Genomic DNA, 16,537 nt, shown 5'->3' on the forward strand with positions numbered 1-16,537 from the left:
ACACATGCTTACCCGAACCGAGAACCTGCCGAGCGTCGCGAGAAGAATGGCCGCCGGCCAGATGTTGATGGAAGGCGCGACCGTGAATAGCGTCGCCGACTCACTCCACCTTTCCGCCCAGACGGTGAGGCGCTACAAGTCCATCGTCGAGGACGGCGGCCTTGCAGCGCTCCAGCAGATGAGCGTGGGTGGCCGGCCTTCAGTGCTCGATCAGGCCGCGCTAGGCTGGATCGCGAGCGCCCTGCACGGCTCCGCGCGAGAGCATGGCTTTGCGAGCGATGCGTGGACCAACAGCCGCGTGCGCGAGCTGATCGGCCGCCAGTTCGGCGTGCACTATTCGCGCGTTTATACCTGGCAGATCGTCTCGAACCTCGGCCTCGGCCACCGGCTGTCGAAGTCCGCGCGCTGAACGGCATGGCGGGCGTCGCGCGCCGCACGCAAGCCGGTGCGCCTCAGCCTCGCGTCGCGGGTGCATCGCGGCCTCGGCTTCCTGCTTCGGAATCCACCAGCGGCTGCGCCCCCTCGCCCGTCCATTGCTGCGACCGAACCTGATTGCGGCCCGCTTCCTTGGCCTCGTAGAGCAGGCGGTCGGCGGCGGCCAGCAGCTTCGCGCCGCTGCCGCCGTCCGGCGGATTGCAGCTCGCACACCCCGCGCTCACCGTCACGCACCCATGGTGCGTACCACTCAGCGTGAGATTGTCCGACTCGATGCGCTTGCGGATCTTTTCCGCCATGCGCGTCGCGGCGTCGAGCGCCGTGCCCGGCAGCACCACCGCGAACTCTTCGCCGCCAAAGCGCGCGGCGAGATCGGTTGCGCGCCGCGATCCTGCAGCGATGCGCCCGGCCACGAACACCAGCACCTCGTCGCCGGCGGCGTGCCCGTAGGTGTCGTTGAAGAGCTTGAAGTGGTCGATGTCGAAAAACAGCACGGAAAGCGGCGTGCGTTCGCGCACCGCGTGATGCCATTCCTCCGCGAGACGGCTGTCGAGCGCGCGGCGGTTCGCAAGACCCGTGAGCGGGTCGGTCACCGCGAGACGCACGAGCTTGCCCTCGGCCACCACCTTGTCGCGCAGCGCGAAGGCGAGCATCCACGACACCGCGACCCACGCGCCGCCGAACACCGTCGTCATCACGAGTGCGATATAGCTGCGCCGCCGCCAGCCGGCGAGCACGTCCCCGACGGCGGGCGCCACGACGACGATGAACGGCGAGTTGCCCACATGCGCAAAGGTGTAGATGCGCTCGACCCCGTCGATTGCCGAGTGCGACGTGTAGGTGCCGGCGTCGCGACGCGCAAAGAACGCGAAATTCGGCAGGTCCGCGTAGCTCCAGCCGGCGCCGCGCATCGAGGGCGGCTTGCTCGCGAGCAACGTGCCGTCGCGCATCAGGATGAAGAGGTGGCCGCCCGGGCCCAGGTCGATGCGCTCGAGCAGTTGCTCGAGATAGTCGAGGCGCACCCCGAGCAGCGCGACGCCCGCGAACGAGCCGTCGGGCGCGTTGATGCGGCGCGTGAGGCCGATCGTGAGCGCGCCGCCGCGCAGGCGGGAATGGAACGGCTTCGAAAAGAACAGGCCCACATGCGGGTCGCGCTGCTGCGCGACGAAGTAATCGCGGTCGGCGAACGAAATGCCGGCGGCTGAAGCGTCGAAGGCGTTGCTGTGCGAGGCTATCACATGGCCCGTGGCGTCGATCACATAGGCTCCACCCAGCCTCGACGCCGCCGTCGCCCGGTCGAACAGCACGCGCTGGCGCAGCGCCTCGGGCATGCTCCAGGTCTGCGGCTGCTGCGCCGCCTGGACCACGGCCTGCAGCGACAGGTCGTAAATCTCGACGTTGCGCGCAATGTCGTTGCTGATGAGCTGCACGAGGTTGCGCGAATTCTCCTGCGCGTGGCGCAATTCCTCGGCACGGCCCTCGTATAGCGCCGCGTAGGTGAGGATCGCCATCACCGTCGCGACGAGCGTGCCGGAAAGCCCCGCGAAGAAGGGATAGTTGCCGATCAGGCGCGTCGCCGCCTTCGCCCGAGCGTGGGCCCAGCGGTGCACCAGAAGACGCAGCGAAAGAACCCGTTTTGGCATCTGCGCAATCCTCTTGCTGTCTGCTGACGGCGCGATTCATTCGATGGAGCCCCGGTCTGTCGGGCATGCATCGGGCATGGCTGGCACGAATCCGTCATCAAACGGACACCTGGGCGCGTCAGGATCGGAGGCGAAACCTTTGCCCACTCCCTCCCCCAGGAGCCCGCCTGCCATGCCAGAATTTTCCCTGTCACCGCAACCGGGCACCGCCCCCGCACGTGGGCGCAACGCGAGCCTGCTCGCCTTCCTCGTCGTCATCGCCGCAGGCGCCGTGTACGTGGGGATGCATCTCGCCGACGACCTCTCGCCGGTGCGCGAAAGCTCGGCGATGCCCTGGATCCTGCTCGGCATCGCGCTCCTGATCGCGCTCGGCTTCGAGTTCGTGAACGGCTTCCACGATACCGCGAATGCGGTCGCAACCGTCATCTATACGCACTCGCTTTCGCCCAATATCGCCGTGATGTGGTCGGGCGCGTGGAATTTCCTCGGCGTGCTCACCTCCACCGGCGCGGTGGCCTTCGGCATCCTGCAACTGCTGCCTGTGGAGCTGATCCTGCAGGTGGGCAGCAGCGCCGGCTTCGCCATGGTGTTCGCACTGCTCATTGCCGCGATCATCTGGAACCTGGGCACGTGGTACTTCGGCCTGCCTTCGTCGAGCTCGCATACGCTGATCGGCTCGATCATCGGCGTGGGCCTCATGAACCAGCTCATGCACGGCGCGAACGGCACGAGCGGCGTGGACTGGAGCCAGGCGCTCGGCGTGGGCAAGTCGCTGCTCTTTTCGCCGATCGTCGGCTTTTTGCTGGCCGGGCTGCTGCTGCTCATCCTCAAGGCCGTCGTGCGCGTGCCCGCGCTCTACTCGGAGCCGAAGGGCAAGGAGCCGCCGCCGTTCTGGATCCGTGCGCTGCTCATCCTCACCTGCACGGGCGTGTCGTTCGCGCACGGCTCCAACGACGGTCAGAAGGGCATGGGCCTCATCATGCTGATCCTGATCGGCACGGTGCCCACGGCATATGCGCTGAACCGCGCCGTGACGGCCGAGCAGACGCAGACCTTCATCGCCGTCGCGCACGACGCCACGCGCGCGCTCGAGCGCTACACGAACGGCGTGGCCGCGCCCGCCGATCCGCGCGCCGAAGTCGAACGCTTCATCGGCCGCCGCACGCTGTCGAGCACGACGGTGCCCGCGCTCGCCGCGCTCTCGAACCAGGTGACCGAACAGGTGCGCAGCTACGGCTCGCTCGCGGCAGTGCCGCAATCGGTCGTCGATAACGTGCGCAACAACATGTACGTGGTTTCCGAAGCGATCCGCCTGCTCGACAAGCAGAAGGCGGTGCCCTTCTCGGCCGACGACCTGAAGTCCATCAACAACTTCCGCAGCCAGATCGACCACGCGACGAAATTCATCCCGACATGGGTGAAGGTGGCCGTGGCGATCGCGCTGGGGCTCGGCACGATGGTGGGCTGGAAGCGCATCGTGGTGACGGTGGGCGAGCGCATCGGCAAACAGCACCTGAGCTACGGCCAGGGCGGCTGCGCGGAGGTCGTGGCGATGGTGACGATCGGCGCGGCGGACGTGTACGGTCTGCCGGTCTCGACCACGCACGTGCTCTCCTCGGGCGTGGCGGGCACGATGGCCGCGAACGGCTCGGGCCTGCAATGGAATACGGTGCGCAGCCTCGTGATGGCATGGGTGCTCACGCTGCCCGCTTCGATCGTGCTGGCTGGCGCGCTCTATTGGGTGTTCAAGCACGTGTTCTGAGCACGAGCGGCCAGAAAAATGCCGCGCTCCCTGTGATGGGAGCACGGCTTTTCAATTGAACGCTGCGAACGGGCCAACCCCTCAATAAATCTCCGGAATGATCATGTCCTGCGGCACCGGCTGGCGAATGTAATCCGGATGATGCACGCGCGCCGGCAGTGTGACGTGCGGGTGCTCGATCTCGTGATACGGTACCTGGCTCAGCAAGTGATGAATGCAGTTCAGGCGCGCGCGCTTCTTGTCCACGCCCTGCACGACCCACCACGGCGCCTCGGGAATGTGCGAGCGCTGCAGCATCACTTCCTTCACGTGCGTGTAGGCTTCCCAGCGGCGGCGGCTTTCGAGGTCCATCGGCGAGAGCTTCCATTGCTTGAGCGGATCGTCGATACGGCTCTGGAAGCGCACTTCCTGCTCGTCGTCGGTGATCGAGAACCAGTACTTGACGATCTGAATGCCGCTCCTCACAAGCATCTTTTCGAACTCGGGCACCGAGCGGAAGAACTCTTCGTATTCCTCGTCAGTGCAGAAGTTCATCACCCGCTCCACGCCCGCGCGGTTGTACCAGCTGCGATCGAACAGTACCATCTCGCCGCCCGCGGGCAGATGCTGCGCGTAGCGCTGGAAATACCATTGCGTGCGCTCGCGGTTGTTCGGCGCGGGCAGCGCCGCGACGCGGCACATGCGCGGGTTCAGCCGCTGCGTGATGCGCTTGATGACACCGCCCTTGCCCGCCGCGTCGCGTCCCTCGAAGATCACGACGAGCCGGTGCCCCGTGCTCACGATCCAGTCCTGCATCTTCACGAGTTCGCCCTGCAGGCGGATCAGCTCGCGGAAATAGACGCGTCGCAGCGCACGCGCCTCGTCGCTGATCTGCAGACCGCTTTCCTGCAGCCGGTCGTCGACCTCCATTTCGAGCTCTTCGTCATAGGCGTCGATGAGCTCTTCATCCAGACGCCGACGACGATGCAGTTCGGCTTCCTGCTCTTGCGCATCCCGTTGTTCGGCATCCATCGTGCGGTCCAGTTCATTCATGGCGACTCTCTCCTTGGTCGATATGCTGTCAACTCGCGCCACTATCGGCGCAGCGAGTGTCACGAATATTTCAAATGCATTGCGGCGGCTCAGGTGAGCGGCCTGGCGAAGCTCAGCTCGTGGCCGTCCGGATCGACGAGATGGAAATAGCGCTCGCCCCATGGCGCGTCGCGCGGTGCGAATTCGGGCTTCGCGCCCGCGGCCAGTGCATGGGCGTAGAACGCGTCCACGTCGGCGACGTAGAGGATCACGCGGCCCCAGCCGTTCACGGCGCCGTGCGGTCCCTCCAGCAGGTTCAGATAGGAGACGCCGGCCGCGCCGCCCAGTTCGAACGACGCGAAGCCCGGCACCGCCGGCCCGGCTCTCTGCCCGAAGCCGAGCGCCTCGTAGAAGGGCACCGACCGCGCGATGTCGCTGACGGTCAGCGTCACGGCGCTCAACGCCACGATTTGCGCGGCGCGTTCGTTCATCTGCTCCTCCTGCTCATGTGGCCAGGTACTGCCTGCGGCCCGGAACGAGGCCCGTCGGCCCGATCAGCCGACTTTAGCAGCGTTCGCCCGCCCGGCGCGGGCCACTGGCGTTTTCTCTCTGCCGCCCGCCACCTTGCGCGCGGTTTTGCGCGCCGGCTTGCCCGCCTGCGCAGCCGCTGGCGCGGCGCGCGGCGCATCGTCACTGGTCGGACCACTTTCCGGCCAGCCGATCTCCTCTCCCACCCGCGTGCGCACGAAGTCGATATGCGTCTGCATCGCCGTGCGCGCCTCCTCGGGACGCCGCGCAACGATCGCGTCGCACAGCGTGCGGTGCTGCAGCAGCAACTGGTCCGGCGCGTCTTCGTTCTGCACGCGCAGCCCCGTGCCGTTGATCGTGATGTGCTCGCGCAGCACGCCCAGCACACTCGTGTGCAGATGCAGGAACATCGCGTTGTGCGAGGCCTGCGCGATCACTTCGTGCAGCTTCGCATCGGTGTCGGCTTCGGCGGCCTTGTCGTCCACTTCGCGCGTGCGCTCCAGCTCCTGCATGAGCGCGCGAATGCGCTCGAGATCCTCGTCGCTCGCGCGCAGCGCCGCAAAATACGCCGTCGCGCCTTCCAGCACGCGACGAAACTCGAGGATGTCTTCGCGCAAGGCCGGATGATCGGCCACGAGTTGCCCCCACGGCGAAGCAAAGCCCGTGCGCAACTGGTCGGTGACGAACACGCCCGCTCCCGGCCGGCTCTGCACGAGGCCGCGCGCGGCCAGGCGCTGGATCGCCTCGCGCACCGTGTTGCGCGCCACGTCGTATTCCAGCGCGAGCACGCGCTCGGATGGCAGCTTCGCTCCCGCGCGCCAGGTACCGTCGAGCAGCGACGTCTCCATCTGACGCATCACAGTCTCCACGCGCCCGCGCGAGCCTGCCCTGTCCCTCATTGTCATACCCGAGTCTCGTTCTAGCTTGCGGCAAGTGGTCCAACCAGTTTGAACCGTTCGGCCGAAGCGGGAATTATGCGCCCAAACCAGCGCTCGTCTCCAAGCTGCCCGGCCCCAGTCCCGGGAAAGGAGCACGAAAGCGCGCCAAGACACCGAGCGAGACATGAAGCCACGGCAATACCCCACCGAGCGCCCCACCGACGTCTATCTGTTCGCCACCTGCCTCGTCGACCTGTTCGTGCCGCAAGCCGGCCTCGACGCGGTGAAGCTGCTCGAACGCGAAGGACTCACGGTCCATTTCCCGCGCAGCCAGAGCTGCTGCGGCCAGCCTGCGTACAGCAGCGGCAACCCGCGCCAGGCGCGCGAGGTCGCGCTCGCGCAACTCGGTCTCTTCGAAAAGTCCTGGCCCGTGATCGTGCCTTCGGGTTCGTGCGCGGGCATGATGCGCCATCACTGGCCCGCGCTGTTCGATGGCGACGCGGCCAACGCCGCGCGCGCCGAGGGACTCTCGACGCGCGTGTACGAACTCACGGAATTCCTCGTGCGCGTGCTGAACGTCGAGTTCGACGCGTATGGCGTACAGGCTGCCGTCCGCCAGCCCGACGAGCGCGTCGTACTGCACACCTCATGCGGCGCGCGGCGCGAGATGGGCACGCGTGTGCACGGCGTCGAAGTCGTCGATGCGCTGCCGGGCGTCACTCGCATCGAGCACGAACGCGAATCGGAATGCTGCGGCTTCGGCGGCACGTTCTCGCTCAAGCACCCGGACATCTCCGGCGCGATGGTCGCCGACAAGATCGCCTCCGCCTGCGCCACGGGCTGCGAGCGCCTGGTTTCCGCCGACTGCGGGTGCCTGCTCAACATCGGCCACGCGGCGGCGCACAAGGGCGCGCCGCTCGCCGTGGAACACCTCGCCTCGTTCCTCTGGCGCCGCACCGGCGGGGAGGCCGCATGAACCTCGATACGATGAGCGCGCGGGCGCGCACGCTGGAACGCCTGCGCGGCCATGCACCCGCCGCGCCCTCCACGACGCTCGAAGCGCTCGACGCGCGCATCGACGCGCATTTCACCGGGCGCCGGGCGCTCACCCCGCTGGCGCTGAACGAACGCATCGCGCAGTTCCAGCGCATGCTCGAAGCCGCGCACGCCGAGGTGATCTGCGCGAGCGCCGCAACATGGGCCATCGATCTCGCCGGGCGGCTCGCAGCGGCAGGCGTGCGCAGCCTGCTGCTCGACACCGCCTGCGCCGAAGGCCAGGCGCTCACCGCAGCGCTGCCGGCCGCCGTGCAGGCGCGCAGTTACGCGCAGCCGATCGAGCAGTGGAAGGCCGAACTCTTCGACACCGTCGACGCGGGCTTCACCGTCGCGCGCTCGGGACTCGCGGCGACGGGCACGCTCGTGGTCGTGCCCGACGCGAACGCGCCGCGCACGGTCTCGCTCGTGCCGCCGCTGCACGTCGCGCTGATCCACGCGAGCACGCTGCACGCGGACCTGCACGCCGCCGTGGCCGCGGAACGCTGGCGTGACGGCATGCCCACCAATCTCGTGATGATCTCGGGTCCTTCGAAGACCTCGGATATCCAGCAGACCACCGCCTATGGCGCGCATGGTCCCCGCGCCCTGTGGGTCGTCGTCGTGACCGATGAGGATCGCGCAGCGGGTGCGCAGCACGGAGCCGCCGAATGAGCACGACCACGCAGATCTCGCAGGAAAACACGCTCCATTTCGTCCCGACTGCGCAATTCCGCCAGCGCGCGCGCACGGCGCTCGACGACCCGCAGTTACGCAAGAGCTTTCGCGGCGCGATGGATTTCCTGCAAGGCAAGCGCGCCGCGCAGTTCCCCGAAGCGGACGAACTCGAAGCCCTGCGCGATCTCGGCGAAGCCGTGCGCCAGCATGCGCTCGCGCGCCTGCCCGAACTGCTCGAGCAACTGGAAACGAAGCTGCGCGAGAACGGCATTCAGGTGCATTGGGCCGAGACCGCCGACGAGGCGAACCGTATCGTCCACGCCATCGCGCAGCGTCACGCGGCCACGCGCGTGATCAAGGGCAAGTCGATGGCGAGCGAGGAAATCGAGCTCAACCATTACCTCGCAGCGCGCGGCGTCGACTGCATCGAATCGGACATGGGCGAGTACATCGTGCAGCTCGCAGGCGAAAAGCCCTCGCACATCGTGATGCCCGCCATTCACAAGACGAAGGGCGATATCGGCCACCTGTTCGAGGAACACATACCCGATACGCCGTTTACGGAAGACGTCGATACGCTCATTCAAACGGGCCGCCGCGCGCTGCGCCGCGCCTTCGTGGATGCGCAGATCGGCCTCTCCGGCGTGAACTTCGCCGCCGCCGACACGGGCACGCTCTGGCTCGTGGAAAACGAAGGCAACGGCCGCCTTTCCACCACGGTCCCCGACGTGCATATCGCGATCATGGGCATGGAAAAGGTGGTGGCAAAGCTCGAGCACATCGTGCCGCTTTCGAGCCTGCTCACGCGCTCGGCCACGGGCCAGCCGATCACGACGTATTTCAACCTGATCAGCAGCCCGCGCCGCGCAGGCGAGAAAGACGGCCCGCGCGAGGTGCATCTCGTCCTGCTCGACAACGGCCGCAGCCAGGCCTACGCCGACGAGCAATTGCGCGCCACGCTGCAATGCATCCGCTGCGGCGCGTGCATGAACCACTGCCCGGTGTACACGCGCATCGGCGGTCATGCGTACGGCACGACGTACCCGGGGCCGATCGGCAAGATCATTTCGCCGCATCTGCTCGGGCTCGATGCGACCGCCGAGCTGCCCACCGCTTCGAGCCTGTGCGGCGCATGCGGCGAAGTCTGCCCGGTGCGCATTCCGATTCCGCAACTGCTCGTGCGCCTGCGCACCGAGGCGAACCGCGACCCCGAGGAAAGCGTGGCGCATCCGTTGCGCGGCCAGGGCGCGAATCACAGCAGGAGCGAGCAGTTCATCTGGCGCTTCTGGAGCGGCGCGTTTGCGCATCCGCGCGCCTACCGTGCGCTGCGCTGGGCCGTGACGCGTCTGCGCGGCCTCGCGCCCTCGCAGCAAATGGGCTGGACGCGGCATCGCACGCCGCTCAAGCCCGCCCCGCGCAGCCTGCACGACCTGCTGCGCGAACGCGACCAGCCGCAATAGCATTTACGTCGTCAGGCCTGCGAAATAACGCTCAAAGCGAGCCTGACGGCCTCACATAAATTTTCTACCCGCATCATCGGAGGAGACCGTAGTGCAACCCTGGTACCAGATCTACACACCGCTCGGCAGTCTGTGGCTGTCCGCGCTCGTGGCCGCCATTCCCATTCTCTTCTTCTTCGTCGCGCTCGCCGGCCTGCGCATGAAGGGCCATGTCGCCGCGGCGATCACCCTGCTGCTCGCGCTCGCCGTGGCGATCTTCGAATACGGCATGCCCGTGCGCCAGGCGCTCGTTTCCGCGGGCTTCGGCTTTGCGTACGGCATCTGGCCGATCGCGTGGATCATCGTCACCGCGGTGTTCCTCTACAAGATCGTCGTGAAGACGGGACAGTTCGAGATCATCCGCGCCTCGGTGCTCTCGATCACCGACGACCAGCGCCTGCAGCTGCTGCTGATCGGCTTCTCGTTCGGCGCGTTCCTCGAAGGCGCGGCGGGCTTCGGCGCGCCGGTGGCGATCACCTCGGCGCTGCTCGTCGGCCTCGGTTTCGAGCCGCTCTATGCCGCGGGCCTGTGCCTCATCGCCAATACCGCTCCAGTTGCATTCGGCGCGATGGGGATTCCCATCATCGTTGCGGGCCAGGTGACGGGCATCGATCCGTTCCTGATCGGCGCGATGGCGGGCCGCCAGTTGCCGCTGCTCTCGCTCTTCGTGCCGTTCTGGCTCGTCTTCATCATGGACGGCAAGCGCGGCGTGAAGGAAACGTGGCCCGCCGCGCTCGTGGCCGGCGGCAGCTTCGCCGTGACGCAGTACTTCACGTCGAACCACATTGGGCCGGAGCTGCCGGACATCACTTCGGCGCTCGTGAGCCTCGTCGCGCTCGCCGCGTTCCTCAATGTGTGGCAGCCGCGCCGGGCAACGCAAGGCACGAGCGTGAAGGTCAGCGGCGGTGCCGCTGCGCTGGGCGGCTTCGGCGGCGGCGGTTCGCGTGCGACGGCTTCGAGCCGCAAGGCTTCGCCGTACACCATCGGGCAAACCGTGCGCGCATGGTCGCCGTTCATTCTGCTCACGGCCATCGTGACTGTGTGGAGCGTCAAGCCGTTCAAGGCGCTCTTCGCAGCGAAGGGGCCGCTCGCAGGCACGATTCTGAGCCTGCACGTACCGGGCCTCGATCAGCTCGTGGTGCGCACGGCGCCGATCGTCGCGTCGCCCAAGCCCTATGAGGCCGTGTTCAAGCTCGACTGGCTCTCGGCCGTGGGCACCGCGATCATGATCACCGCGATCCTCTCCGCGATCCTGCTGCGCATGAAGCCGCGCGCCGCCGTGACCGCGTTCTTCGAGACGCTCGGCGAACTGCGCCGCCCCGTGCTGTCCATCGGTCTCGTGCTCGCCTTCGCGTTCGTCGCGAACTACTCGGGCATGTCGTCCACGCTCGCTCTCGCGCTTGCCGGAACGGGCGCAGCCTTCCCGTTCTTCTCGCCGTTCCTCGGCTGGCTCGGCGTGTTCCTCACGGGCTCCGATACGTCGTCGAACGCGCTGTTCTGCTCGCTGCAGCACACCACGGCGCACCAGATCAACGTGTCGGACACGCTGCTCGTGGCGGCCAACACCTCGGGCGGCGTGAGCGGCAAGATGATTTCGCCGCAGTCGATCGCGGTGGCCTGCGCGGCAACCGGCCTCGTCGGCAAGGAGTCGTCTCTGTTCCGCTTCACCGTGCGTCACAGCCTGTTCTTTGCGGCTGTCGTGGGCGTGGTGACGCTGATTCAGGCGTATGTGCTGACCGGCATGATTCCGCAGTGATGAAGTAGGCGCGGTAGCAACGCGCCGTAATGCAGTGACGAAGGCCGTCTCCCGCCGCGCGCGGGCGATGGCCTTCTTGCATGTGGGCGCGAAAAAAGCGGGTTTTTAAGCGGCTTTTAAGCCGCCGTGCTCGTGAAGATCGCAGACATGTACGGCACGCCGCTCCTTTCCACGCGCACACGCGGCCCGTTCATGCTCGTTTCGATTCCGGACGGCCGCTATGTGATCACCGCGAGCCATGGCGGCAACACGGAGCGGCGCACGGTGGACATCGGCAAAACGACACGCGCTCACGAAACCTTCGTCTGGCCGATGTGAAGATCGTCGATGAGCCCCCAGGCCGGAGGACCTGACGCACGTTTCGTTCGTATGACACCCCATGGCCGCCTTGATGCCACATGAATGAACTCCGTCCCCGTTTGCGGCTATGATCGTGAACTGCGGCGCGGCGGCTCGGCGCCCTGTCGGATTCACGGGGAGTGTCGAATGGCAATGGGGTGGCTCGTCGTATTACCGTTCGTCGCCGCAGCGCTCGTCGCGTTCGCGGGGCCGCTCGCCGGACGCTGGGCGTCCCCCTCCGGCACGTGGATCGCATTCGCGGCCGCGCTCTTCGGCCTGGGACTGCTGGGCAGCGAACGTGTAGGCATGGCCACCCATGGCGTGCTTCACTGGCAAGCCGACTGGATCCCGCAGCTCGGCCTCTCGTTCGCGCTGCGTCTGGACGGTCTTTCGTTCATGTTCGCGCTGCTCGTGCTCGCGATCGGCCTGCTCGTTTTTGTCTACGCGCGCTACTACCTCGCGGGCAGCGAGTCGCTGCCGCGCCTTTACGCGCTGCTGCTGCTCTTCATGGGCGCGATGCTCGGCGTGGTGCTGTCGGACAACCTGCTGCTGCTCGTGATCTTCTGGGAACTCACGAGCATCGTGTCGTTCCTGCTGATCGGCTTCTGGCCTTCGCGCCCCGAGGCGCGGCGCGGCGCGCGCATGGCGCTCACCATCACGGGCGCGGGCGGTCTCGCGCTGCTGGCCGCCGTGCTGCTGCTCGGCCACGTCTGCGGAAGCTACGACCTCGACGTCGTGCTTGCGCATGCGGGCCTCGTGCAGCGCAATCCGCTGTACCCGGCGATTCTCCTGCTCATTCTGTTCGCGGCCTGCACGAAGTCGGCACAGTTCCCGTTCCACTTCTGGCTGCCACATGCGATGTCGGCGCCCACGCCCGTTTCCGCGTACCTGCATTCGGCGACCATGGTGAAGGCGGGCATCTTCCTCATCGCGCGCTTTTACCCCGTGCTCGAAGGCACCGACTGGTTCTTCTACGTGACGAGCCTGATCGGCCTCGTCACACTCACGGGAGGTGCAGCCTTGGCGCTCGTGCAGCGCGATCTCAAAGGGCTGCTCGCGTATTCCACCATCAGCCATCTCGGGCTCATCGTGCTGCTGTTCGGCCTCGACACGCAGCTCTCCACCGTCGCCGCGCTCTTTCACACCTTCAATCACGCGGTGTTCAAGGCTTCGCTCTTCATGGCGGCGGGCATCATCGACCATGAAACGGGCACGCGCGACCTGGGCCGCCTGCGTGGCTTGCGCCGCTTCATGCCGCATACCGCTGCGCTAGCCGCTGTGGCATCGCTCGCGATGGCAGGCGTGCCGCTGCTCAACGGCTTCCTCTCGAAGGAGATGTTCTTCGGCGAAACGCTTGCACAAGGACTCCTCGGTGACTTCAGCTGGATCATTCCCGCGCTCGCCGTCATCGCGGCGGGGCTCTCGGTTGCGTACTCGCTGCGCTTCGTGTGGGGCGTGTTCTTCGACGGCGAGACGCCGCACGACCTTCCTCACTATCCGCCGCACGAGCCGCCGCGTTTCATGAAGCTGCCCGTCGAGATTCTCGTCGTCATCTGTCTGCTCGTGGGCCTCGTGCCGCAGCAAACCATCGGCAGGATGCTCGAGTCCGCGGCATGGTTCGCGCTGGGCGGCAGCGTGCCCACGTACAGCTTGAGCTTGTGGCACGGCATCAATCTGCCGCTCTTGATGAGCTGCGTATCGTTCGCGGGGGGCGCGCTGCTGTTCTTCTATCGCCGCGACGCGTTCCGCCATCATCGTTCGGTGCTCTCCGAAATGAACGCGAGTGAAGGCTTCGACCGCTTCGTGCAGCAGCTCGAAAAGGCCGCGGGCGTCGTGGTCAATCGCTTCGAAACGCGCTCGCTGCCGGCTTATCTCGCGTGGATGATCGCGGCGATGCTGATCGTGCCGGGTGCGGCGCTCCTCGCGCTTACTTCGCTGGACGGCGCGTACCGCTCGGCGCCGCTCGATGCGATGACGCTCGTCGGCCTCGTGCTGATGGCGCTGATGGCCGTGGGCGTCGTGCTCGTGCGCGCCAATACGCTCTACGCACTCGTGATGCTGAGCACCTGCGGGCTGCTCGTCACGCTGGCGTTCGTGCGTTTTTCCGCGCCAGACCTCGCGCTCACGCAGATCTCCGTGGAAGTGGTCACGGTACTATTGCTCGTGCTCGCCATCTACTTTTTGCCTGTCGTGCAGCGCGCGCAGGAGCCTCCAGCCGCGCGTACCCGCAACGCGCTGCTCGCACTCGCGGGCGGCACGCTGATCGGCGCCGTGGCGTATGCGGTGATGACGCGCGCTCCCATTGACGGCGTCGGCCAATTCTTTCTCGCGAACGCGCTGCCGGGCAGCGGCGGCCACAACGTCGTCAACGTGATCCTCGTGGATTTCCGCGGCTTCGATACGATGGTCGAGATCAGCGTGCTGGTGGTGGCGGGGCTCGCCGTGAAGGCACTGCTGCGCGGCCTGCGCCTGAAATCGCCCGACACGGGCCCGGGCGGTCTGCCATGGTCGTCGCAGTCGCATCCGCTGCTGCTCGCCATTCTCGCGCGCCTCATGCTGCCGCTCACCCTGCTCGTTGCCGTGTTCATCTTTCTGCGCGGCCATAGTCTGCCCGGCGGTGGCTTTATCGCCTCGCTCGTGATCTCCATTGCACTGCTGCTGCAATACGTGGCGAGCGGCGTGCTGTGGACCGAGTCGCGCATCCGCATCAACTACCGCGGGCTCGCGGGCCTCGGCATTCTCGTCGCGGCCGCGACGGGCGTAGGCGCGATCGTGCTCGGCCACCCGTTCCTCACTAGCGCGTTCGGCCATCTGCACGTGCCGCTGATCGGCGAAATCGAGCTGAGCACGGCCATGCTGTTCGACCTCGGCGTGCTTGGCGCCGTGGTCGGCACGACGCTCACGATCGTCTCGCACCTCGGCGTGCGCGACAAGGACATGCAATCCGTGGAGAAAAGCTGATGGAAGCCGCCTTCGCCATTACGCTCGGCGTGCTCTGCGCGAGCGGCCTCTACCTGCTGCTGTGCGCGCGCGTGCTGCCGGTGATCCTCGGCATCACGCTGTTCTCGTATGCGATCAACCTGTTCCTGCTCGGCATGGGCCGGCTCTCCACCGGCAAGCCGCCCGTGATCGCGCCGGGCGCGCAGTATGCTGACCCGGTGCCGCAGGCGCTCGTGCTCACTGCGATCGTGATCGGCTTCGCCATGACGGCCTTCACGGTCGTGCTCGCGCTGCGCGCGCTAGCGATCGACGGCACCGATCACGTGGACGGCGACAACCCGCAGCGCAGCGGCCTGGAGATGCGCGGCGAATGAGTCATGCTCTCATCCTCCCCATCCTGATTCCGCTGTTCGCGGCCGGCGCGATCGTTGCGCTGCCGCTGCGCGCGAAGCGCTTGCAGCGTGCGATCAACGTGATTGCCACGCTCGCCTTGCTGCCCATCGCGGTGGCGCTCGCCGAATTCGCCGCGCAAGGGCAGGTTGCGAGCTATGCGCTCGGCGCGTGGCCCGCGCCGTTCGGCATCGTGTTGCAGATCGACCGGCTCGGCGCACTCATGCTCGTGTTGACCGCGCTGCTCGCGTGCTGCTGCCTGCTCGGCACCACGAGCGCCGATGTCCGGCGCGGGCGCTACTATCGCGCGCTCGTGCAGTTCGAGCTGATGGGCCTGAACGGCGCGTTTCTCGCCGGCGATCTCTTCAACCTGTTCGTCTTCTTCGAACTTCTGCTGATCGCCTCCTACGCGCTGCTGCTGCATGGCGGCGGACGCCGCCGCGTGCGCAACGGCCTGCACTACATGCTGTTGAACCTCGTGGGCTCGTCGTTCTTTCTCATCGCGCTGGGCGTGCTTTACGGCCTCACGGGCACGCTCAACATGGCCGACGCGGGCGAGCGGCTTGCGCAGCTGGACCCCGCCTCGCTGCCCCTCGCGCAGTTCGCGGGCGCGACGCTCATGCTCGTATTCGGCCTGAAGGCCGCCGTCTTCCCCATGTCGTTCTGGTTGCCCCTGGCGTATCGAAGCGCGATCGGGCCCGTGGCCGCGCTGTTCGCGATCATGACCAAGGTGGGCATCTACGCGATGCTTCGCTGCGACGCACTCGTGTTCGGCGCAGCGGGCGGCGTGCTCGACGCGTTCCTGCATCAATGGGCGTGGTGGCTTGCGATTGCGACGATCGTCTATGGCGCGCTCGGCGCGCTCGCGGTATCGAGCCTTAAGACCACGACCGGTTTTCTCGTGCTGGTCTCGGTCGGCCTGCTGATTGCGGCTGTCACGCTGCAGACCGTGCTCGCCTGGAGCGCGCTGCTGTACTACCTCATCAGCACGACGCTATGCACGGGCGCGCTGTTCATGCTCGCCGATACGCTGGAGTCCGAAGCAAGCGAACCGGCGGCCGTGCCCGCTGCAGCCGAAACGCGCGAGCCCGCTTCGCTCGAATCGCTCGACGACGCCACCGCGCCAGCCATCACACCCGATGCAGACAGCGAGCCGATCGCAACGCCTCCCAAGGCAGCGAACCCCGAAAAAACGCCCAAGCCCTGGCCTTCGAACCTCGCCGGCGTGCTCTATCTCGCGGCAGCGGTTGGCGCAGTCGGCCTGCCGCCGCTCTCGGGCTTTCTGGGCAAGGCCATGGTGCTCGCCGCCACGCCGCTTTCACGGGCTGTCGTGCTCTGGCCCGCCGTGCTGGTCGCGGGCCTGCTGTCGATCGTCGCGCTCAGCCGCACAGGCACACGCCTGCTGTGGGCAGTTCCCGCTGCGCGCGCCTACGACGGCGCACCCGCCACCGCGCCGCGCGGCAGCCGCGCCAAGCTCGCCGCGTGTGCGCTGCTGCTCGCGGGCGTGGTGGCCGCAACGGTATTTGCCGGCCCGCTCAAGCAGTATCTCGACGCCACCGCCGCGCAGTTGCTCGACCGCGCAGCCTACGTTCACGCGATCCTGCCCGCCCAGGCCGCGCAAACGTCACAGGGCGGAGGAAGCTGAC

General features: G+C 67.0%; 13 protein-coding genes and 1 pseudogene. 10 read left to right on the forward strand and 4 right to left on the reverse strand.

Annotation, left to right across the window (positions count from 1 at the left end; translation table 11 throughout):
* The first annotated feature begins 4 nt into the window (after positions 1–4).
* Positions 5–409 carry a helix-turn-helix domain-containing protein gene (locus tag AB4Y44_RS20735; RefSeq protein ID WP_028202557.1) on the forward strand — a complete coding sequence of 135 codons (405 nt, stop codon included), beginning with the start codon at positions 5–7 and terminating at the stop codon, positions 407–409.
* A gap of 43 nt (positions 410–452) precedes the next feature.
* Here the strand turns inward: AB4Y44_RS20735 and AB4Y44_RS20740 are convergent, their stop codons facing one another.
* On the reverse strand, positions 453–2,078 hold the full coding sequence (locus AB4Y44_RS20740) for a sensor domain-containing diguanylate cyclase (protein ID WP_342918930.1): 1,626 nt from the start codon (positions 2,076–2,078) through the stop codon (positions 453–455).
* Positions 2,079–2,250: 172 nt separating this feature from the next.
* Here AB4Y44_RS20740 and AB4Y44_RS20745 point away from each other — a divergent pair, with 172 nt between their 5' ends.
* Positions 2,251–3,840 carry an inorganic phosphate transporter gene (locus AB4Y44_RS20745; RefSeq protein WP_368700745.1) on the forward strand — a complete coding sequence of 530 codons (1,590 nt, stop codon included), beginning with the start codon at positions 2,251–2,253 and terminating at the stop codon, positions 3,838–3,840.
* 81 nt (positions 3,841–3,921) lie between these two features.
* On the opposite strand, the gene ppk2 is transcribed toward AB4Y44_RS20745, so the two are convergent.
* From ppk2 to AB4Y44_RS20760, 3 genes and pseudogenes are all read right to left on the reverse strand, one after another.
* Positions 3,922–4,851, reverse strand: coding sequence for a polyphosphate kinase 2 (gene ppk2, locus AB4Y44_RS20750; protein ID WP_342919232.1), 930 nt, complete (start codon positions 4,849–4,851; stop codon positions 3,922–3,924).
* 110 nt (positions 4,852–4,961) lie between these two features.
* Positions 4,962–5,342 carry a VOC family protein gene (locus AB4Y44_RS20755; RefSeq protein ID WP_368700746.1) on the reverse strand — a complete coding sequence of 127 codons (381 nt, stop codon included), beginning with the start codon at positions 5,340–5,342 and terminating at the stop codon, positions 4,962–4,964.
* 240 nt (positions 5,343–5,582) lie between these two features.
* Positions 5,583–6,236, reverse strand: a pseudogene (locus AB4Y44_RS20760) (FadR/GntR family transcriptional regulator); the annotation flags it as partial.
* A 205-nt stretch (positions 6,237–6,441) separates the two neighbouring features.
* On the opposite strand from AB4Y44_RS20760, the gene AB4Y44_RS20765 reads away from it, so the two are divergent.
* The 8 genes from AB4Y44_RS20765 to AB4Y44_RS20800 all read left to right on the forward strand — a co-directional run bounded on the left by AB4Y44_RS20765 (position 6,442) and on the right by AB4Y44_RS20800 (position 16,536).
* Positions 6,442–7,233 (forward strand): (Fe-S)-binding protein, encoded by a 792-nt coding sequence (locus AB4Y44_RS20765; protein ID WP_342918933.1) that lies wholly within the window; start codon positions 6,442–6,444, stop codon positions 7,231–7,233.
* 11 nt (positions 7,234–7,244) lie between these two features.
* On the forward strand, positions 7,245–7,964 hold the full coding sequence (locus AB4Y44_RS20770; RefSeq protein ID WP_368700782.1) for a lactate utilization protein C: 720 nt from the start codon (positions 7,245–7,247) through the stop codon (positions 7,962–7,964).
* A complete protein-coding gene (locus AB4Y44_RS20775) occupies positions 7,961–9,427 on the forward strand; it encodes a LutB/LldF family L-lactate oxidation iron-sulfur protein (RefSeq protein WP_368700747.1) in 1,467 nt (488 codons plus the stop codon). The genes AB4Y44_RS20770 and AB4Y44_RS20775 overlap by 4 nt, the downstream gene beginning before the upstream one ends.
* Positions 9,428–9,518: 91 nt before the next feature.
* A complete protein-coding gene (locus tag AB4Y44_RS20780) occupies positions 9,519–11,222 on the forward strand; it encodes a lactate permease LctP family transporter (RefSeq protein WP_368700748.1) in 1,704 nt (567 codons plus the stop codon).
* Between the two features lie 132 nt (positions 11,223–11,354).
* Entirely contained in the window at positions 11,355–11,540 is a 186-nt protein-coding gene (locus AB4Y44_RS20785; protein WP_342918936.1) for a hypothetical protein, read from the forward strand.
* A 168-nt stretch (positions 11,541–11,708) separates the two neighbouring features.
* On the forward strand, positions 11,709–14,522 hold the full coding sequence (locus AB4Y44_RS20790; RefSeq protein WP_342918937.1) for a monovalent cation/H+ antiporter subunit A: 2,814 nt from the start codon (positions 11,709–11,711) through the stop codon (positions 14,520–14,522).
* Complete coding sequence (locus AB4Y44_RS20795) at positions 14,522–14,875, forward strand: Na+/H+ antiporter subunit C (protein WP_028202566.1); 354 nt, start codon at positions 14,522–14,524, stop codon at positions 14,873–14,875. The genes AB4Y44_RS20790 and AB4Y44_RS20795 overlap by 1 nt, the downstream gene beginning before the upstream one ends.
* The gene (locus tag AB4Y44_RS20800; protein WP_368700749.1) at positions 14,872–16,536 is read left to right on the forward strand and encodes a monovalent cation/H+ antiporter subunit D; all 1,665 of its coding nucleotides are present in this window, start codon (positions 14,872–14,874) and stop codon (positions 16,534–16,536) included. Before AB4Y44_RS20795 ends, AB4Y44_RS20800 begins: the two co-directional genes overlap by 4 nt.
* Position 16,537 lies beyond the last annotated feature (1 nt).

It is taken from the genome of Paraburkholderia sp. BR10937, from assembly GCF_040965695.1.
In the GTDB taxonomy this organism is placed as follows: Bacteria; Pseudomonadota; Gammaproteobacteria; order Burkholderiales; family Burkholderiaceae; genus Paraburkholderia.

Bases quoted from the DNA above. Each gene is read 5' to 3' on its own strand.
- AB4Y44_RS20770 (WP_368700782.1), top strand. From the start codon at position 7,245: ATGAGCGCGCGGGCGCGCACGCTGGAACGCCTGCGCGGCCATGCACCC.
- AB4Y44_RS20800 (WP_368700749.1), top strand. From the start codon at position 14,872: ATGAGTCATGCTCTCATCCTCCCCATCCTGATTCCGCTGTTCGCGGCC.
- AB4Y44_RS20740 (WP_342918930.1), bottom strand. From the start codon at position 2,078: ATGCCAAAACGGGTTCTTTCGCTGCGTCTTCTGGTGCACCGCTGGGCC.
- AB4Y44_RS20795 (WP_028202566.1), top strand. From the start codon at position 14,522: ATGGAAGCCGCCTTCGCCATTACGCTCGGCGTGCTCTGCGCGAGCGGC.
- AB4Y44_RS20735 (WP_028202557.1), top strand. From the start codon at position 5: ATGCTTACCCGAACCGAGAACCTGCCGAGCGTCGCGAGAAGAATGGCC.
- AB4Y44_RS20745 (WP_368700745.1), top strand. From the start codon at position 2,251: ATGCCAGAATTTTCCCTGTCACCGCAACCGGGCACCGCCCCCGCACGT.
- AB4Y44_RS20790 (WP_342918937.1), top strand. From the start codon at position 11,709: ATGGCAATGGGGTGGCTCGTCGTATTACCGTTCGTCGCCGCAGCGCTC.
- ppk2 (WP_342919232.1), bottom strand. From the start codon at position 4,851: ATGGATGCCGAACAACGGGATGCGCAAGAGCAGGAAGCCGAACTGCAT.
- AB4Y44_RS20775 (WP_368700747.1), top strand. From the start codon at position 7,961: ATGAGCACGACCACGCAGATCTCGCAGGAAAACACGCTCCATTTCGTC.
- AB4Y44_RS20755 (WP_368700746.1), bottom strand. From the start codon at position 5,342: ATGAACGAACGCGCCGCGCAAATCGTGGCGTTGAGCGCCGTGACGCTG.
- AB4Y44_RS20765 (WP_342918933.1), top strand. From the start codon at position 6,442: ATGAAGCCACGGCAATACCCCACCGAGCGCCCCACCGACGTCTATCTG.